At 40.0% G+C, this 19,258-nt stretch carries 11 protein-coding genes; 4 read left to right on the forward strand and 7 right to left on the reverse strand.

Translation table 11 applies throughout. From position 1 onward, the window contains the following. Positions 1-2 precede the first annotated feature (2 nt). The 4 genes from CS948_RS05445 to CS948_RS05460 are packed head-to-tail and all read left to right on the forward strand — an operon-like array spanning position 3 to position 7,237. Positions 3-3,461: a SusC/RagA family TonB-linked outer membrane protein gene (locus CS948_RS05445; RefSeq protein ID WP_099290699.1), complete on the forward strand. Its 3,459-nt coding sequence runs from the start codon at positions 3-5 to the stop codon at positions 3,459-3,461. Positions 3,462-3,471: 10 nt separating this feature from the next. Next, complete coding sequence (locus tag CS948_RS05450) at positions 3,472-4,914, forward strand: RagB/SusD family nutrient uptake outer membrane protein (RefSeq protein ID WP_176554935.1); 1,443 nt, start codon at positions 3,472-3,474, stop codon at positions 4,912-4,914. Between the two features lie 14 nt (positions 4,915-4,928). Then, positions 4,929-5,606: a DUF4843 domain-containing protein gene (locus CS948_RS05455; RefSeq protein WP_099290701.1), complete on the forward strand. Its 678-nt coding sequence runs from the start codon at positions 4,929-4,931 to the stop codon at positions 5,604-5,606. Between the two features lie 23 nt (positions 5,607-5,629). Continuing rightward, the gene (locus CS948_RS05460; protein WP_176554936.1) at positions 5,630-7,237 is read left to right on the forward strand and encodes a PKD-like family lipoprotein; all 1,608 of its coding nucleotides are present in this window, start codon (positions 5,630-5,632) and stop codon (positions 7,235-7,237) included. 124 nt (positions 7,238-7,361) lie between these two features. Here CS948_RS05460 and CS948_RS05465 read toward each other — a convergent pair whose 3' ends face one another. The 7 genes from CS948_RS05465 to CS948_RS05495 form a co-directional block, all read right to left on the reverse strand. Beyond that, complete coding sequence (locus tag CS948_RS05465; protein ID WP_099290703.1) at positions 7,362-7,778, reverse strand: lipocalin family protein; 417 nt, start codon at positions 7,776-7,778, stop codon at positions 7,362-7,364. A gap of 36 nt (positions 7,779-7,814) precedes the next feature. Next, complete coding sequence (locus CS948_RS05470) at positions 7,815-10,514, reverse strand: prolyl oligopeptidase family serine peptidase (RefSeq protein WP_255301866.1); 2,700 nt, start codon at positions 10,512-10,514, stop codon at positions 7,815-7,817. A 34-nt stretch (positions 10,515-10,548) separates the two neighbouring features. Then, positions 10,549-12,873 carry a DPP IV N-terminal domain-containing protein gene (locus CS948_RS05475; RefSeq protein WP_099290817.1) on the reverse strand — a complete coding sequence of 775 codons (2,325 nt, stop codon included), beginning with the start codon at positions 12,871-12,873 and terminating at the stop codon, positions 10,549-10,551. 14 nt (positions 12,874-12,887) lie between these two features. After that, positions 12,888-15,194, reverse strand: coding sequence for a DPP IV N-terminal domain-containing protein (locus tag CS948_RS05480; RefSeq protein WP_255301867.1), 2,307 nt, complete (start codon positions 15,192-15,194; stop codon positions 12,888-12,890). 113 nt (positions 15,195-15,307) lie between these two features. Further along, entirely contained in the window at positions 15,308-16,948 is a 1,641-nt protein-coding gene (locus tag CS948_RS05485) for a PKD-like family lipoprotein (RefSeq protein WP_099290706.1), read from the reverse strand. A 13-nt stretch (positions 16,949-16,961) separates the two neighbouring features. Next, positions 16,962-17,720 (reverse strand): DUF4843 domain-containing protein, encoded by a 759-nt coding sequence (locus tag CS948_RS05490; protein WP_099290707.1) that lies wholly within the window; start codon positions 17,718-17,720, stop codon positions 16,962-16,964. Between the two features lie 6 nt (positions 17,721-17,726). Next, positions 17,727-19,253 carry a RagB/SusD family nutrient uptake outer membrane protein gene (locus CS948_RS05495; RefSeq protein WP_099290708.1) on the reverse strand — a complete coding sequence of 509 codons (1,527 nt, stop codon included), beginning with the start codon at positions 19,251-19,253 and terminating at the stop codon, positions 17,727-17,729. Between the last annotated feature and the right edge of the window lie 5 nt (positions 19,254-19,258).

The following is a 19,258-nucleotide window of genomic DNA, read 5'->3' on the forward strand; positions in this document are numbered from 1 at the left end:
TTATGGAAAAAAAACGGAAGTACACCTTTGATTTTCATCAAAGGTGGGAGAAAATTCTTCGGATTTTACGAGCAAGCCTCTTGATAGCGCTTATCACAACGATGTATTTCGACGTGAACGCTACCGCACAAGTCATCAAAGTGAGCGTTAAAATGGAAAACGCAACCATCGACGAAATGATTAAAACCGTCAGAACGGAAACGAACTATCGTTTCCTGTACCGGGTAGAAGAGGTTAATAAATACGGGAAACGTAATATCGACCTTCAAAATGTATCCATTGACGATTTCCTCAAGACCTTACTTGCAGGCACCAAGCTATCTTACGAGATTGAAGATGATGTCATCATCATCCGTCCTGCCGATGACAATAAAAAGGAAACTGAAAAACCTCGGACCATAAAAGGGAAAGTACTGGATGACAAAGGATTTACCTTGCCGGGAGCTACCGTCACAATCAAAGGCACAACACTAGGTGTTGTAACCGATGTGGATGGCAAGTTCAAGTTGGAAATACCTAAAATGGATAGTATTATCTTAGTTATTTCTTTCATCGGGTTTGAAACACAAAGTTATAAAGTAAGCAATGATCCTAAAAACGATGAAAACGAGATCGTTATTAAATTGCAGGAAGATGTAAAACAGATGGATGAGGTTGTCGTGACGGGATACGCCAACATCAAAAAGGAAAGTTTTACAGGAAGTTCTGTATCCGTAAAAAGAGATGAATTATTGAAGGTATCGAAAACGAATGTTATCAAGGCTTTACAAGTTTTTGATCCCTCTTTTCGTATACAAGAGAACAATCAATGGGGATCAGACCCGAATACCCTCCCGGAAATGTATATCCGCGGTCGCTCGGGGACAGGAGTAAAAGAACTTGACCCCAACTACACGACAAAAGCCAATTTGGAGAATAACCCGAACCTTCCTCTTTTTATCATGGACGGTTTCCAAGTCAGTATCCAGAAAGTGTATGACTTTGACCCGAACCGGATTGAAAGCATGACCATATTGAAAGATGCGGCTGCCACTGCCATGTACGGTTCCCGTGCAGCGAACGGCGTGGTGGTTATTACCACGGTAGCACCCAAACCGGGTAAAATAAATGTCAGTTATTCCATGACCGGTACGCTTTCCATCCCGGATTTAAGTGATTACAATCTGATGAATGCTAAAGAAAAACTCGCGACAGAGGTTGCCGCCCATATGTTTGAAGCAGATCCCATGTCCTCGTCCTACGAGAATAATCAAGCAACACTAGATAGAGAGTACCAGAGCAAACTAAACAATATTATCGAAGGGGTTGACACTTATTGGTTATCCAAACCGTTAAGAACCGTTTTCAATCACAAACACAGTATATTCCTTGAAGGCGGACACGAAGATTTACGTTTTGGCTTAAATCTAATTTATTCGAACAACGATGGTGTTATGAAAGAATCCAGTCGAAATAATACCGGAGTTGAATTTAGCATAGACTATAGGCTGGGAAATTTCCAAATCAAAGATAAAATTGTTTACCAACAAACCAAAAGTAAAGAATCACCCTATGGTAGTTTTTCCGAATACACGAAAAAGTTACCTTATGACAAATACAAAGATGAAAACGGTAACTATCTAGCACAAACGACAAGATGGAATAACGAATTTGCTGGCAATGGAAAAGATGCGATCAACCCGCTATGGGAAGCCACGTTATCTAGCTTCGACCGGACAAAAGATGAGCTCATCGAAAACGAATTAGGAATAAACTGGTTCATTACATCCTACTTGTTAGCTAAAGGAACATTCAAACTTTCAAAAACAATTAGCGACGGGAAGATATTCGTGGATCCGAAATCCAAAAAAAACACGAATCCATTGTCTGCAACCAATTTAACTTCAGGATCACTAACACAGCGTGATGGCAAAAGTGCATCATGGGAGTTTACTGCTAATTTATCCTACAACAGGAGCGTCGAGAATCACAATATAAACTTCAATCTCGGTATGAATGGTTCCAGTTCAGATTCTCAAAGTACAACAACGATTTATGAAGGATTTCCTTCCGGTATTTTCTCTTCCCCCAATTATGCTGAAAAAGTTAGTGAAAAACCATCGAATTCGAAAGATGTCAGCCACTTGATCGGTTTTATCGGTTTATTAAACTATTCGTATAATGATGTCTATTTATTAGATGCCTCTATACGTACCGATGGTTCATCAAAATTCGGACATAATAAAAAGTGGGCTTTATATTGGTCAGGGGGAGTTGGTATCAACTTACACAATTATGATTTCGCCAAAAATATTGGTTGGCTCAATCTTTTAAAACTACGCACAAGTTACGGATTAACAGGAAACGTGAGTTTCTCCCCGTATGAAGCACAAACCATGTACAAAACCATAGATGATGAATGGTACAAAACAGGATACGGAGCTACACTTATCGCATTGGGAAATGAAGATTTGGGATGGGAGAAAAAATACAAAACGAACTTCGGTATTGATTTTGATATATTCAACGGGATATTGAATCTTTCAGCGGATTATTATATTGAAAAAACCGTTGATATGGTGAATGATGTCACGATTCCTAGTTCTACTGGCTTCACGACTTATAAAGATAATATCGGAGAAGTAAAAGGTAAAGGTTACGAAATTATTTTAAAGAGCAATATCGTCAATAAAACAGACTGGAATTTTAACGTCTATTTCAATCTGGCACATGACAAACGTAAATTCGTGAAAATCGCAGAAAGCCTAAGGGCATACAACAAACAAGTTGAAGAGTATTTTAGCAATAGGGAGAATCAATACTACAATTCAAATTTGGACAGGACTAACGTATCCGAACCGTTCAAACAATTCGTGGAAGGAGGTTCACTAACCCCGATCTATGCCGTTCGTTCCTTGGGTATAGACCCGACAAACGGGCAAGAGATTTTCGTGAAGAAGAACGGTGAAATTACATACACTTGGAATACATCCGACCAAGTAGCATTAGGGGACACGGAACCGGACATCCAAGGTTCCTTCGGTTTTAATCTCCGGTATAAAAACTGGACTTTATTCACCTCTTTCATGTATAAATATGGCGGACAATACTACAATAAGACTTTAATAGAAAAAGTTGAAGACGCAAATATATATGTATATAATGTTGATAAAAGAGTACTAAAGGACAGATGGCAAAAACCCGGAGACCGCGCAAAATACAAATCTTTAGCCGACGGACTTAGTGGTAAAAAAACTCAGCCGACAGAACGTTTCATCCAAAACGAGAACGTGGTAAGTTTAAGTTCTCTTTCTTTAAGTTATGATTTCGAGCCCACGTTATTGAAACGAATCGGTGTCAGCATGCTGCGCCTAGAACTCGGAGCCAACGATCTATTCCGCCTTTCCACTGTAAAAGCAGAAAGAGGTCTAAGTTACCCGTTCGCCCGAAGTATGAATATAACATTAAATGCAACTTTCTAAAACAGATATCATGAAATTCAATAAACTATTTTTATATATCATTTTACCATTTATATTAGGAGGCTGTAATGACTGGCTATCGGTTTCTCCCGAATCCAATATAAATGAAGAAGAGCTTTTTGCTAAAGAAGACGGCTACCAAGTAGCATTGAACGGCATTTACAAAAGCATGGCAGGAGCTAGTATGTACGGACAGGAAATGTCTTACGGGGCTTTGGAAATTCTCGCCCATACTTATAGCAACGGTTATTTTAGTGGAGCATACAGTGACATATATAGCAGTAGATTCACGACCGTAAACTCTAAAAATCTTTTTGAAAAGATGTGGAGTACAACCTATAACGCTATTGCCAATTGTAACAATCTTATCGAAAATGTAAAAAATGAACCGACTACTCAATTCGAGGAAGGAGAGATCGGTAAAAATCTTATCTTGGGAGAGGCTTATGCCTTAAGAGGATTCCTGCATTTCGATATGCTGAGGTTGTTTGCTCCTTCCAAAAAGGTGGATGACGGCAAAACTTATATTCCTTATTACGATCGCTATAAATCAACATTTGAGCCTCATTTAACCGTGGATCAAACTCTTGAAAAGATCAAAAACGACCTGCTCACCGCAAAAGACCTTGTAGCCACTTTTGATACACTTCCTGAACATAAAAAATGGTTTTCCGTATCCCATCGTATTGAAGGAAGCCTAACTCCTCCCGACAATTTATTCTATGCCTACAGAGGATATCGCATGAATTATTATGCAATCGTGGCGACACTCGCACGTGTATACTCTTGGGCCGGTGATTTGAAAGAAGCACACGATGCCGCTTTGGAAGTTATTAATGCAAAAGGAGGTGGAGCATATTTTTTCACTCTTCAAAACGGTTCCGTTTTTCCAGAAAATCACAAACTCAATAATGAATTAATCTTTGTATTATCCAACCAGAAATTAATTGAAAATTATAAAGTTTATCTACCCGGGTCGACGGCGGACAGAACAAGTACTTTTTATATTTATCTGAATCAAATGGAATGGTACTCATGGAATCCTCCTACCGAAGATACCAGATACTTAACCTTCCTCGGTACTTATTCATCTAATAAATATCCTTTAAAATATACCTCTCAAACCGGGAAATCATATGGCGAAGACGCTATACCCATGATCCGGGTTAGTGAAATGTACTACATCGCTTCCGAATACCTATATAAAAATAATCAATCAGAAGAAGCCTTTAAGATGATTGATCAAGTTCGTAATGTTCGAGGTATTTTAAGTGATCCGATTAAAAACTATATCACTAATGAAGCATCTTTTGAAAAAGAATTGATTAAGGAGATTCATAAAGATTTAATGGTAGAGGGACAAGCTTTCTATTGGTATAAAAAATTCAACCAAACACTAAGCAGGGGTACTATATTCGTTATCCCCACACCTGATAATGAAAATATTAACTAACAAACCCTTCAAATATGAAAACATTTATTTTTCTGATATTCAGTTTTATTATACTTTGGGCTTGCTCGGAGGACAAGACTTACGAGTACAAGTCCGTGAAATACCTGCATTTCTCGAAACCGGAAGTACCTGACAGTGCTACAGTTCTGTCATTTACCCACTACCCGGGAGTAACAGAAAAAGAGATCGCTGTTGAAGTACTATTAGCCGGGGATCTCGTATCGAGGCCAACTCCATACCAATTAAAAGTCGATGCCGATTCTACCACTGCAAACGCAGAACAATACTCTTTTGACCTTATACAAGAATTCCCTGCCAATCAAATAAAAGATACAGTCTATATCAAATTATTCAATAAGGAGCTTGAAGGAAAAGAGGTAACTCTTTATATTCGGATAGTCGAGAATGAAAACTTTACCCCCGGTCTTAAAGCGAATCAAGCAGCTAGAATAATTTTCAACAACATCTCCAGCAAACCTGATTGGTGGGATGAAGAGGTTGAAACATTGTTTTTGGGAGAATGGAGTGCTAAAAAGTACTCTGAGTTTGTCAGTTTCACCAAGATTACAGATTTATCTGAATATGAATTTACCGTTAGACGAAAAATATGTCTTGAATTCAAGAAATACCTCAAAGATGAAGGTATTACAGAAGAAGACGGAGTTACTCCTATGGAAATTCCAGTAAATTAATCGAACGCTAAATTATTATGAATATGAAATTAATATATACATACTTAATTATTTTCCTCGCATTCATGAGTTGTTATGATGACAAGGGAAATTACGATTACACGTCATTAAATAGTGTAACAATAGGTTCATTTTCAATTTATCCTATTAGTTACGGGGATACTCTTCAATATTCTCCGGAATTAACATTTAGCGGAGATACAGCCTCTAGCAATTTTGATTTCGAATGGACATTATTCGGAACGAAAAAATTTAAATCACGTGATCTTTTCTATATCGTGGACACAATAGGCTCGGGTATCATCATCCTGCATATCACAGATAAAAAAACCGGAGCGATATATAGTCAACACACAACCCTCACCACCAAATCACCTTATGAAACTGACGGATTTGTGATCTTATCCAGAGGAGCAGGTAACGAGTCCATTCTATCCTACCTCCGGCAATCTTACAATTCAAATTATAATGCCACGGAAACCAATTACTATACTTATAAAGATTTTTATAATGTCTACGAGGAGATCAACAAAGAATCCTTAGGACAAGAGCCAGTAAGAATCATGCAACATTTCCACGAAGACGATATTAACCATAATAGTGAAACCGGAAGCTTTTGGATTTTACAAGGTGGTAATAATTCGCTCGATGTATCCGGAATCAGTTTCGAAAAGGATGTGTTGTTAAAAGATCAATTCCTTGATGGTGTCCCTGCCGGATTTGAACCATTCGATATTGTTGATATGACTTGGAGTACCTTCGTGATTGGAAAAGACGGAAAAATGTATAGCCGCAAGAAGAGTAGTCAATTCCTATTTAACACAGGTTATTTTCTAAACGATCCGGTCACTTTTGAAGAAAACGGAGTCACCCATGAAGTAAACGGTCTTGGAGTTATTCACCATCGCTATACAGCAGGAAGTTACACGTTACTATATGAAAAAAATTTGCATAGATTTTTACTAATCATGGATAGCGACCAACAAGTTGCCGGTAAAGTCACGGCACCATTCGTTCCACACGATGCATACGAATCAAGTGACGTCGCACGAATTGATAACCTCGGGGACATGAAAATGATTCATTGTGGCGCATACAAATGGAATAATTATCCGGACGCTATCAGATTCCATGCAATTTTACAAGACCCTGAAGGAATCTTTTATTCCTATGATTTTGGTTTAAATAGCACCAAATATGGAGACGAACCTGCTATATCAACCATAAAACAACAAGTATTACCGGAAGCAACACAACAAGTATTAAGTAATATTATCGGCAACGGTAAAAACATATTCAACACCGGTTACACAGACGCTAGTGCATGGGGAATAAAACAACTTCTAGGATATGTATTAATTACCCATAACAATGAATTATGGTTACTAAACCGCACTACAGGAACTATCATCCTATATGACACGTTTGAGGCTGATATCACATCTATTGACACTGAAATATATAATGCTTGGATCGCAGGAATCGGATTAGCAAACGGGAAATTTTACGTGGAAGAAGTTTCTGCACCAGCATACACCAATGAAGTACCTCATAGGATGTTCTCTTTTGAAAAGAAATTTGGAGAAGAAATTATTAGCGTGAGATTCAAGAATGGAAGTACGTGGATGTAATGTAATTCATTCAAGCAAGGACTAAAAAATTCATTCCAAGTACAATCGTAATATAAAACATCAAGCAAGAGCCCGCCTAACAAAGAAAAGTTAGGCGGGCTTCTTACATTTTATAGTGCAAATACTACTCTCGCAACACAGTATCCACGATAACCCGTTCTTTAATAATCTTCGTGTTCAAATAAAGGAAAACAAGGCGGGGATTGGATTCACGCGCCACGAGACTCAATGTGTCTGTATTCAAGAGATCGATCTTCTCTTTAGTCTCGTAAACCTCTTTGCTTCCATCCTCCTCGATGCTAAAGCCTTTTATCAGCAGATAGCCTTCTTGAACACTCCATGTTTTCAGTTCCAACGAGGGGATATTGATCGCTTCACACACACCTCCTTTTTTGAAATGGAAGCCTTTCAACTCTCCGGTTGATTCATAGGTATAAGGATTGCACCATTCTCCGATAATTTTCTTTTCCATCTCTTTTCGTGGATCACTGGCACAAGCCAAACACAATAAGGTTAAACCAATAGTCAACAAATTTTTCATACTATTATTACAGATTAAAATTATTATTTCAGAAATTTACTTCACCAAATCATACTTTTGATCGAACCCACGCTCATTAGCGTGAATTCCTTCTCTCATCCAACGAGGTTCCGGACTCCCTTTCAGGTAATGGTCAAAAAACTGCTTCATCCGAATAGTCCAGTCCGCCTCTGCCGCTTTATTGTACAAGAAATGGCGTTCACCCTTGTAATTTAGCAACCAAGCGGGTTTCTGCAAACGTCGCATGGCAAGAAACAAATTCAGTCCCTCTGAATAGGGGACAGCCTCATCCTTGTCACAATGAAATATCAACAAGGGTGTCTGTATTTTATCGGCATCCAGAATGGGAGAATGGCGAAGATACATCTCCTTATCTTCCCACAAAGATTTACCCAGACGACTCTGTGTTTCCTCGTACATGAACATCCGGGGCATTCCGCTACCCGTACGGATTCCGGTATACGCTGAGACCATACTGGATACGGCAGCCCCCGGACTGGCACAAGCAAACATATTCGTCCGGGTGACCAAATAAGCAACCTGATAACCTGACCAACTATGTCCTTGTATACCGATACGATTCTTGTCGGCAATTCCCTGGTCGATTAGCATTCGCGTACCACTAACCACAGCATCATAGCAGCTTTCACCGGGTGCCCCTACTGTAAAATGTATATCCGGCATAAACACGACATACCCGTTGCTGACATAAGAAACGACATTCAGCATTCCACTACTCCAAGTGGGTACGACATACCAGTGTAAACCCTCGGTATGAGTCTCGTAAAAGTTCACGATGACGGGATAGCGTTTATTCGGATCATAATTCTCCGGCAAATAAAGTAACCCGGCATTTTCTTTGCCCCCGTAATTCATCCACTTGACTAATTTTACGGTTCCCCAAGCATAATCCTTTTGTTGCGGGTTTACATCCGTTATCCGCACGGGACGGGTAAAGTTCAAATCGCTCCACCACAGGTCACGGGATTCGGTGTAACTCTGCCGGGAAAAAATACAATATTTCCCGTTAGCGGAGCGTTGGTTTATTGAAATGGAATAAGCCCCTTCCACCAATTTCTTCATTTTCCTGCCAGGAGAAAAACGATAAATCCCTTCATCCCGGTTATCCAAGTTCACGGAAGTCATTAAAAAGTCATTTTTCAGGTCGAGCATCTTATCGTCGTAGTCATTTTTCAAGCGACGGAACTGGCGACTTGTGGCTCGCCCATAGCCATTCGTCAACGAATAAACTTTTCTTTGACCCGTCAGGTCAACTACCCACATATCATAACGATCGTACAGGACAACCTGATTCCCGTCTTCCGTCCACCCGGCAATGCCGTAAGGCTCGGCGGGCTTAGGAAGGTCGTGCCATTCATTATAAACGGGATAACCTATCTCCCTAGAGATATTGACACGTTCACGGGTTGCCGGATTGATTTTATACCAGGCTTTCTCCAGCGCATCATACCACAAAGCGTACTTACCGTTCGGGCTCCATACCGGTTCCTCGTAAGCATTCCGTTCGAAGAGCACCGCTTCTCCCGTGTTCAAATTAACCAAGTAAATATCTGCGTTAATATCGTTCTTCCAGTCGGCAAAACGCTTATAGGGAGTTCTATCCAAGGTAAAAGCATAATCGCCCCGGTTGTTCTCCGGTAAAATCAACTTTTCCATTTTTTGATTCATTACCCGACAGCACGTCTTCGTGTCGAGATTATAAGCAAATTTCACGTTACTTGCCCTATAATTACCGCTTCGCTGTTGAAGAGAAGAAACCTCATCATCCCAAGTCCATAATTCCAACTCGAAGCGGGTATCTTTCTTTCCTTGCTTTTTCTCCAGTTCCTGGTAGACGGTATCCACGTCCAAAATAATCCGGTTTCCATTAGCAGACAAGCGATAAGCCCGCCCTCGCCATGTATAGTTTTCGGGGAATTGCACCTGATCCCAGTCCACTAAAAACCGGCACTCTCCTTCCGGCAGGTAAAAGGAATAAAGCAGGTTAGGATTTTTACTTCTCGAAGAATCCGACGCAACGGCAAAGGTTCCCTGCATTTGGTGAGGCAATAACGAATAATCTTTTAATATCTTCTCCCTATCCGAAAAAATAATGACGGGAACCCCTCGCAACGGACGGTAGCGCAAAGATTTATAATCACCGTGATTCTTGATATAAACCATCGCTTTATGCCCTTTCAACAAAGTGTAATTCTCGACACTATCCATCACGATGGAATCATTCGTCCCGATGTCCCGAATAACCAGTCTTTTCATATCCGGTCGTTCTTTATCTATCGGGTAAGAATAAGTGATTAATTCGGAAGTATTGTATTCCCTGAAATCATATTCCCTGTCCCAATAAATCTTTTTCATGTCATGCAAACGCAACAAGAATGTGGAATCGCAAGCACTGGAATCCACTTCAGAAGCCGCCACCGTGTAACGCAACCATTTCCCGTTAGCGAAAAAAGTGGGGCGAACGACGTGTTCAAGTGCCACTTTTGTTTTTTTCTCTGGATGATATAAATAAGTCACGGGGGGCAATGTATCATAACGGGAATCGATATGAACCAACCGATAGGTCACCCATTTCCCATCATCCGAGATATCAGGAGCATCCACTCTTCGCCATAATTTGTATGCAGCCGTGTCCAAAACTCTCTTTTGGGCAAGCCCGATTTCTCCGCTGAAGAGAATCAACAAAAAAATTATTCCGTATTTAATTAATTTCATCATGATAAATTTAATATCCCCTACTTCAAGGATTTTATCTCTTCATAAAATAATCCAGATCTGTCTGATAGTCCGCAGAGGAATCCCCTAAAAGCAAACGGGCAAAATGATGCCACAACTTCCGTTCAAAAAATACCTCAGCATCCCCACCAAACCCATGATCCTGTCCCGGGAGCACCAACATATCAAAATGTTTACCAGCTTCAATCAAAGCATTCACCATACGATAAGTATGAGCCGGATGGACATTGTCATCCATATCCCCCGTCACCAGCAACAAACCACCCTTGTAACGTTTCGCCAAATCCATGTTCGTGCCGACTTTAAATTCATACGTGTATTCGCCCTGGTTACCGAGTACACTGTCTTTCACTTCCCGTTTCTCTTCTTTCACCCCGTTGTGTGTTTCCGTGAACCATTTATTATAAATATAATTGTCATGGTTACCCGCAGTCGCTACCGCCGCCGAATAAAACTCGGGGTATGTACAGATAGCCGCAGCAGCCATAAATCCGCCACCCGAATGACCGAAAATGCCCACTTTACTCCTATCAATATAGGGATATCGATCAGCCAACTGCTCGATAACATATTTGTCATCCGCCAGAGGATAATCCCTCATATTTCCATAACCATAAGTGTGGTAATACTTCCCCCGCATGGGACTTCCCCCTCGGTGTCCCACGGCTATCACGATAAAGCCAAGCTGTGCCAATCGGGTATTATGCTTATGAACAATTTCAAATTGCGTCGGAACATGCTCGTAGAACGGCCCGGGGTAAACCGCTGAAATAACCGGGTAACGTTTGGTTGAATCAAAATCAAACGGTTTCCACATCACCCCGTACAAATCTACCTGCCCATCTGTCGCTTTCACGCTAAAACGTTCCGGAGCTTTCCACCCCATCTCTTTCACACGTGAAATATCCGCTTTCTCCAAATCCATTACCTTTTTCCCACGCTTATCCCTCACCACCATGTGCGGTTCCAAATCCACCCGTTGATAGGTGTCCACGAAATAATTAAAAGACTTCGACCAATCAACCATATGATTTACATCATCAAAAGTCAATTGTTGCACGCTATTCGGTTTATCCAGTTCAGCCCTACACAAGGTATAATAATACGGATCTATATTTTTATCTTTCCCCAAAGCATAAAAATAAAGCACACGGTCCGCAGTATCGATATCACAAATCGGTCCCGCAACCCAAGCTCCCGATGTAATTTCATTTTTCAAATTTCCTTCCCCATCATACAAATAATAATGTCCCCATCCCGTACGCTCGGAGCGATACACAATATCCTCACCGTCATTCAAAAACGAAATATTTACCATCTTGAAATCCAAAAAAGGTTTATCTTCCTCGTGAATCAGTACCTTCGTTGTTCCCGTGTTCAAGTCCGCCACACACAACTCTTTCTCGTTAAAAGCTCTGTTAATACGTTCAAAATAAACCTTATCCGATTTTTTATTCGTGTACAGCACTTCTACATATTGATCCTGCCATTTAGCCGTTTCCACTCTCGTGATTTTGTTCGTTTCCACGTCTATAATCAATAATTCACTTTGGGAAATCTCCTTATCTCCCGGCATGTCATATTTATACGTCTTCAATGTCGGACGAGGATTGGACAAACTATTCACCAGATACAAGTCTTCCACTTTACGGGCATCTTCCCGCACGGCATACACCTTTTTAGAATCCTTAAACCATGCCGCAATCGATTCGACCTCCACGTCCGATCCCTCAAACTCTTTGGCAAAAGTAAAATCCTTCTCCGCATCAAATGTCAATTGAACGGCGGTCGTATCCTTTCCTTTTTCTTGATTCCCCCTGACGTATAAGTTATGATTCAAGGCATATAATATATAAGCACTGTCCGGCGAATATTTCATCCATGACTCTTTCCCCACCCAAGGTTTCAAGGTATCAATCTTTTCCACCAGTTTTGTTTTAAACGTGTATCTATATTTTGCCCCGTCAAATTCAAAAGTGAAAGAACGTTCTTTCTTATCAAATTCCAAAGCCTGCAAAGACAGTGTTTTCGAGTTATACGCCTTTCTTGTCTCCTTGCTTATTTGCGCCAATAATTCGTCATTATCAAACAGCAGACGTTTAATTTTTCTCGCCGGGTCCACGTAATAATATCTTTTCCCCTTACTATCTGAAAAATAATACCAGAAACGCTCGGAATCATTGATAAACTCCGGTCGAATAGCCATACTATTTCCCGAAATACCTTCTATATCGTACTTGTTGAAACGTTGTGCCAACTTATAATTTGCTTTCTGCTGCCCAGTTGCAAAAAGAACACAAAACAGCAAACCCATTAAAACAATATTTCTCTTATTCATACCTTGTTTCCTTTTCAATATTCATCTTCAATAACAGTTTCATCTCCCAACAAATATTTTGCAAAATGATACCATAAACGACGCTCGAAATATTTTTCCGCTTTTCCCCTGAAGCCATGGCCGTTCCCCGGCAAAATAAGCATTTCAAAATTCTTTCCCGCCTTAATCAAAGCATCCGCCATCCGCAACGTGCTTGCCGGATGTACCGTCTTATCTATGTCTCCACTAACTAATAGTAAATGCCCTTTCAAATGTTCTGCCAATTCCATATTCGTGGGAACTTTACAAGCATACATGTAGATGGTACTGTCTTGCCCGTCACGACCTTTGACCATTTTAAGAGACTCACGCACACCATGATAGATTTCCGACCACCCACGATTGAATATATTGTTGTCATGATTCCCTGCAGAAGATACGGCAGCCGTGTAAAAATCCGGATAAGTACAAATGGCCGCAGTAGACATAAAACCTCCCCCGGAATGCCCGAAAATCCCAACCTTCGTGATATCAATATAAGAACAGCGATCTGCCAACTGTTCAATGACATACTTATCATCAGCCAAAGGATAATCACGCAAATGTCCATACCCGTACCGATGATAAAATTTCCCCCTCAAAGGACTACCTCCCCGATGCCCCACAGCAATCACGATAAAACCAAGTTGAGCCAATCTCGTGTTATAACCGTCATTCAAATGAAACGAAGTATTCACGTACTCGAAAAACGGACCGGGATACACGGAAGAAATAATCGGGTATTTCTTATTCGGGTCAAAATCTGCCGGTTTCCACATAATACCGTACAAATCCGTCAATCCGTCAGCCGCTTTCACAGTAAAGCGTTCAGGGGCACACCATCCCAACTCCTTCAAACGCCGAGTATCCGGTTTTGCCAATTCCATAATCATTTTTCCTTGGTTATTCTTCAACACAAATTTAGGTTCCGTATCTACCCGAGAATAGGTATCTATGAAATAACGCCGTGAAGTCAAAAATGAAATACTATGCTGGGCATTCTCCGTCGTTAACAACGTAACTCCCTCTTTGTCTATATTAGCTTTATACAACATATAATAATACGGGTCAATATCTTTTTCCCGTCCATAACCGTAAAAGTAAATCGCACGTCCTACCGTATCAATAGCAGCCATGTGTCCAGCAACCCATGCGCCGGAAGTAATCACGTTTTTCAAACGTCCTTCACCGTCGTAATGATAATAGTGTCCCCATCCTGTGCGTTCCGAACGAAACAAAATATCCTTTCCGTCATTCAATATTACCGTATTTTGCATATGATAATCACGAAAAGGTTTATCTACCTCGTGTATCAATTCTTTCACATCCAAAGTTTCCGTGTTCACCACACAAATATCCACCTCGTCCCACGTGCGTTTAAAACGCTGAAAGAAAAGTTTATCCCCTTTCTCCCCGGGGTGAAGTACCTGAATATATTGATCCGTCCATTTGTCAGCAGGAACCCGATTGGCTGTTTTCTTTTCCACATCAATAATCCACAACTCGTATTGACACAAATCCTTTTCCCCAGGCATCTCGTAGCGGTATTTTTCAAGCGTAGGACGCTTCGTCAAAGAATTTACCACAAACATATCTTTCAATTTCCGAGTATCTTCACGCACGAGATAAATATGCCTAGAATCTTTAAACCAACGGGCATCGGTTTCCGCCTCTCCTCCCTTATCATCCTCGGCATCCCGGGCAAAAGAGTAATACTTCTCCCCGTCCGTGGTCAATTGAATCTCGGTCGTATCCATACCTTTGTATTTATTTCCCCGCATGTACAAGTTATGATTCTTAGCGTACAATATATATTTTCGATCTGGCGAAAAATTCATCCAAGAATATATGTCTCCCTCCTCCTCCGCATCCTTTTTCTCCTCTATCGCCCGTACTTTTTTAGTCTCAAAATCAAATTCATATTTTCCGTCCATGGAAAAAGTCATCTTTGTCAAATCCTTGGAAAACTTCATGCCGGATATCCTTAAATCTTTCTCATTATAAGCTTTACGGGTTATTTGGCTAACTCCTTGAGCTATATCCGAGTTGTTGAAAAGCAAACGTTTCTCTCCTTTTACCGGATCGACAAAATAAAAATTCCGCCCCTCTTCCGTGACAAATTCAAACCAAAATTTATCCGTATTGTTAATTTGTCGCGGAAATATACTCATACTGTATTTTCCCAACAAACCGCCAAATGAAACCGCCTGAAACTTTTCAGCTAATTTATAATTTGCTTTTTGCTGCGCATTTCCCCCGGCAAATAACAATAGTAATGGCAATAACATGCACACTCTTTTCATAATACAATCTGATTTACATGCAATTATACAATTCCTTTTTTTTCATACAACACGAAAGGTCTTCGGAGGGAATAATATTCCTCCCCCCGAAATCCATATCTAAAAATAACATTCTAATACAAACCCGGATAACTCGGATTAGTCCCGTGTCCAAATTTATACTCTATATCAACAATCTCACCAAAGCCGCCTTTATGGTATAACTCCAACAATTCGGCAGAATCCTTATCTTGATTACATTTCACCTCAAACACATATACTTCTCCCGATTTCAATGCTACAGCCAAATGAGCGTTAAGCAACTGGTTATAATCTTTATAATCCTTCACGGCAAGTCCGACTATTTCTGACCCGAAGTGCGGGACTGAGGTTAAATTCAGAATCAAGCCATCCCAATAATTATAAATATTCAACTTATTACCGGAAGCCACTACCAATAACTCCTTCCAAGGCAACAAAGCCGCACATCGATAATCATTCATAATTGCAGCCGGTAATTGGGCATACTCACTTGATTCGACAATCATTTTTTGTCCGGGTTTATAACGATCAGTTTCTGCATTCAATTCATAATAATGCCAATAATAGTCATCACCATTTTTCAATATCGAAATATAAGCAGGAGAAGTATAGTAATTCGCTCTATTCGCCCAAGCATGAAATACGAATTCCCACTCAACATCCCTAAATAAAAACGGATGATTTCTTTCTGGAACATTACCCAACTCTAAATAAGAACCGACATAATTTGCAGGTGTTATCGTGTAACTTTTATCATTATAAGCACATTGACCATCATCCATAATACCAAAATACGTATTGTCCTCACCAATACCCACCACCAAGAAATTGTCAGTATAATCTCCTTTAAAATAAGGCAATAAGGCTTTTACTTTCTTCCCGTTCAAACTCGGATCATTCAAATAAAATCCGGAATGCAAGTCTACCGCAACAGAAAGATTGGTCATATAAATATAATTATCTGCATTTAACAACCATTTCCCATCATAACATAACACCGCATCTACCGGATCAAAATTGTCCGGAACTCCATCAAAAAACTCATTTTTCGCAGAGCCAACCGGAGACAATTCAATACCATCCAATTCTACAACTCCACTTTCCTGCAATACCATCACCTCATCTTCCACAAGAAATCCCGCTGCAGAGGGATAAATAAAATTCTCGACCAATTTACGAGGTCCCTGCCCCAAACCGGGCGTAACATTCATGAGTTCTCCTACATATACGATAGTATCTCTAGGTTTTTCCTCACCATCAACATACACTACTTTGGACTGTTTTTTACTCAATATCATCGACAATTGCGACTCATTACCAGCACCTCTAGACAAGATCAACCAGCCGTTTTTCTTCGGAGCCACCACATATACAGATATTTCCATAGTAAACGTAACACCAGTTTTATTATCCGTAGAACAAAACAACAATGTAAAATCACCCAACTCTTCTGCCACGTACGTGTAATTCAATTTATCGCTCAACAAAATCATTTCCTCTTCTTCTCCCGAATACCACGCATAAGAAGCATCAGGACTTAAGGTATCGATCGAGAAATGCACCTCCGGTTCAAATTTAATTTCCTCCCCCGGATACAACGTGTAGCTATATCGCACACCATCAACACTCCAATTCGTAAAATCATTCAAATCCTTATAATCGTAGTTACTTTTATCATCCAAGCACCCCACGGTAAACAATAGAATGAATATATATATTAAATTTTTTTTCATAATAACTCATTTTTTATCCTACAGCAGGAATAATTATTTCATTACCAAATTCATCTTTTAATGGAGCCTTACCCGATGCTATATTTTCCGGATCGCTATTGAATGCTTCAATCCGATACTTCAAGCGTAAAGAATACTTCTTCAAAATCATCTTGTCTTGTCCGTCAAATTCCACCCCATCTTTCGCCAATTCTTCCAAAAACATCGTGTATTTAGTTTCAGAATAATCCCCTAAATAAAGATATTCTGCAATATTATACTGGGGCTTACCTCCATAACCACCGTCCCACTCAGTCCACCACTGAGGACGTTCAATTTTATCCGATACCCAAATAATTGATCGGGTATACTTATCATCACCCTCTTTAACCCATTCCGTTTCATCAACTTTCAACATTAAACGACAAGCTTTTTCTTTCAACAACTCCCCGTTCAATAACGTGATTTCTATCGTATCTTGTGATGCCCCTGCCGGGAATACACATTTCTCGGGTAACACGTACAAGTCGGAAGGTAATGTGGTGTATTTCTCGTCTGCCGACACCGTGTACTCCCGCTCTTCTGTCAACCAAACCCCATTGGATTTCATTGGAATTCGTACACGAATCTCGCCACTTGGGTAAGCTTTAAATGAATAAGTAACACTATCGACAGTAGCATCAGCCACGAAATACACGTAAAGCGTATTATCGTTATATTCCATGATATCCTTTTCACTACAAGCTGAAATAACACCCATCCACGCAAATAACAATAATATATATCTTCTCATAATCTATTAATTTATATTGGTTTCAATATCAGGAAGAGGAACTACAAACACACTTTCCGAAGCCTTCACAAAACGACCTTGTGCCTCTGGAATGTCTTTATTTAAACGCTTGTAAATAAAATAAATCTGTCCTTCTCCCAACCACTCGCGACGCATATCATTAATCAAAATATCCATAAATTCGTTCGCATCGGCACGAGCAATATTTATCATTGAAGCATCGCGATCCTTCAATCCGCGACATTTTTTCACGTATGTCAAATAAGTCTTCGCCTTACTCAATCCTTCCGCCCCTCTCTTACACAAAATCTCTGAAGCAATGTAATACATCTCACTCATTCTGAGCAGTGGCACAAGATGATCAGAAATCTCTATTACACTTTTCGTGGAACCAGAAGTCATCGCATCATATTTCCTAAATCGAAAATAATTGTGTTGGTTTTTTATATCTTCAACCCAATATGTAAAACGATAATCGTTACTCTTCATAATCTCTTCGCCCGCAATATCCTCTTTTTCCAAGTCTTCGCCAAAATAATTTCTTTCGAGCTCAGAAACACATAAATAACGCGCCCTATTTTCATTTTCCATCTCATTTACTGCTGAATTATACTTTAACAAATCAATCACATGCAATCCGAATATAACATCAGCATAACATTTTCGATCCCCCCGACTATAGTTATTTGCCATACCAAAAGCTCTTGTCTGTGAAGCAAAACGAATCACTTCATTAGCTTGCTCTAAAGCCTCATCCTCTTTCTGCGCATACAAATATACCCGTGCTAATAACGCCGTTGCCGCCCAATAATTCATGTGAAAACCTCTATTAACAAGAAATCCCGCATCTGTTTTAAAATTATCATTTACACTGAACGTCCGAGCCGAATCGAACTTCCACAACAATTGCTTTGCATCTCTCAAATCTCTGGCAATCAAATCCAAGCATTCGTCGACTGTTTTAGGATTTGAAACGTAAGAAGGATAAATGTCCACATAAGGGATAAACTTACGTTCCCCAGGATTAGCAGCCGGGGATGGCGCAAACAAACGCAACATATCAAACTGTATAAAGGCTCGCAACACCAAGGCTTCTCCCCAAATCATATTTCTTTCCCACCATCCCTTTTCAAATTTCTCCGGTTCCGCATGTTCTATCTGCTGTACCAAATTATTACAATTAGCCACAATATTATATGCCTCTTTCCAAATCGAAGTGATGATCGGCTTGAAATCATAATATTCCCAATCATAATTATCTGCCCCATATTGCATGTCCCCCACACGACCAGATTTACTATAATCATACACTTGTCCCAACGCATCAACATCCCCCCATGTCAAGTTCTTTCCATACAAATTTATTGATTCCATACTATAATAGATGCCATTCAAAGCGTGGCGAAAACCATTTCCCGTGCTGAACAATTTCTCCTCAGAAATCTCATCCTCCGGCTCCACGTTCAACCACTCATTGCAGGAAAACATGAAGAATGACAAACCTAAAATCAAATATAATAACTTATTTCTCATAACTT

Source organism: Butyricimonas sp. Marseille-P3923, assembly GCF_900184685.1.
Taxonomy (GTDB): domain Bacteria; phylum Bacteroidota; class Bacteroidia; order Bacteroidales; family Marinifilaceae; genus Butyricimonas; species Butyricimonas muris.

What these genes read in the sequence shown, in the direction of transcription:
- CS948_RS05445 (WP_099290699.1), top strand. Translation starts at nt 3, where the DNA reads ATGGAAAAAAAACGGAAGTACACCTTTGATTTTCATCAAAGGTGGGAG.
- CS948_RS05475 (WP_099290817.1), bottom strand. Translation starts at nt 12,873, where the DNA reads ATGAATAAGAGAAATATTGTTTTAATGGGTTTGCTGTTTTGTGTTCTT.
- CS948_RS05460 (WP_176554936.1), top strand. Translation starts at nt 5,630, where the DNA reads ATGAAATTAATATATACATACTTAATTATTTTCCTCGCATTCATGAGT.
- CS948_RS05455 (WP_099290701.1), top strand. Translation starts at nt 4,929, where the DNA reads ATGAAAACATTTATTTTTCTGATATTCAGTTTTATTATACTTTGGGCT.
- CS948_RS05490 (WP_099290707.1), bottom strand. Translation starts at nt 17,720, where the DNA reads ATGAGAAGATATATATTATTGTTATTTGCGTGGATGGGTGTTATTTCA.
- CS948_RS05470 (WP_255301866.1), bottom strand. Translation starts at nt 10,514, where the DNA reads ATGAAATTAATTAAATACGGAATAATTTTTTTGTTGATTCTCTTCAGC.
- CS948_RS05465 (WP_099290703.1), bottom strand. Translation starts at nt 7,778, where the DNA reads ATGAAAAATTTGTTGACTATTGGTTTAACCTTATTGTGTTTGGCTTGT.
- CS948_RS05485 (WP_099290706.1), bottom strand. Translation starts at nt 16,948, where the DNA reads ATGAAAAAAAATTTAATATATATATTCATTCTATTGTTTACCGTGGGG.
- CS948_RS05450 (WP_176554935.1), top strand. Translation starts at nt 3,472, where the DNA reads ATGAAATTCAATAAACTATTTTTATATATCATTTTACCATTTATATTA.
- CS948_RS05495 (WP_099290708.1), bottom strand. Translation starts at nt 19,253, where the DNA reads ATGAGAAATAAGTTATTATATTTGATTTTAGGTTTGTCATTCTTCATG.
- CS948_RS05480 (WP_255301867.1), bottom strand. Translation starts at nt 15,194, where the DNA reads ATGAAAAGAGTGTGCATGTTATTGCCATTACTATTGTTATTTGCCGGG.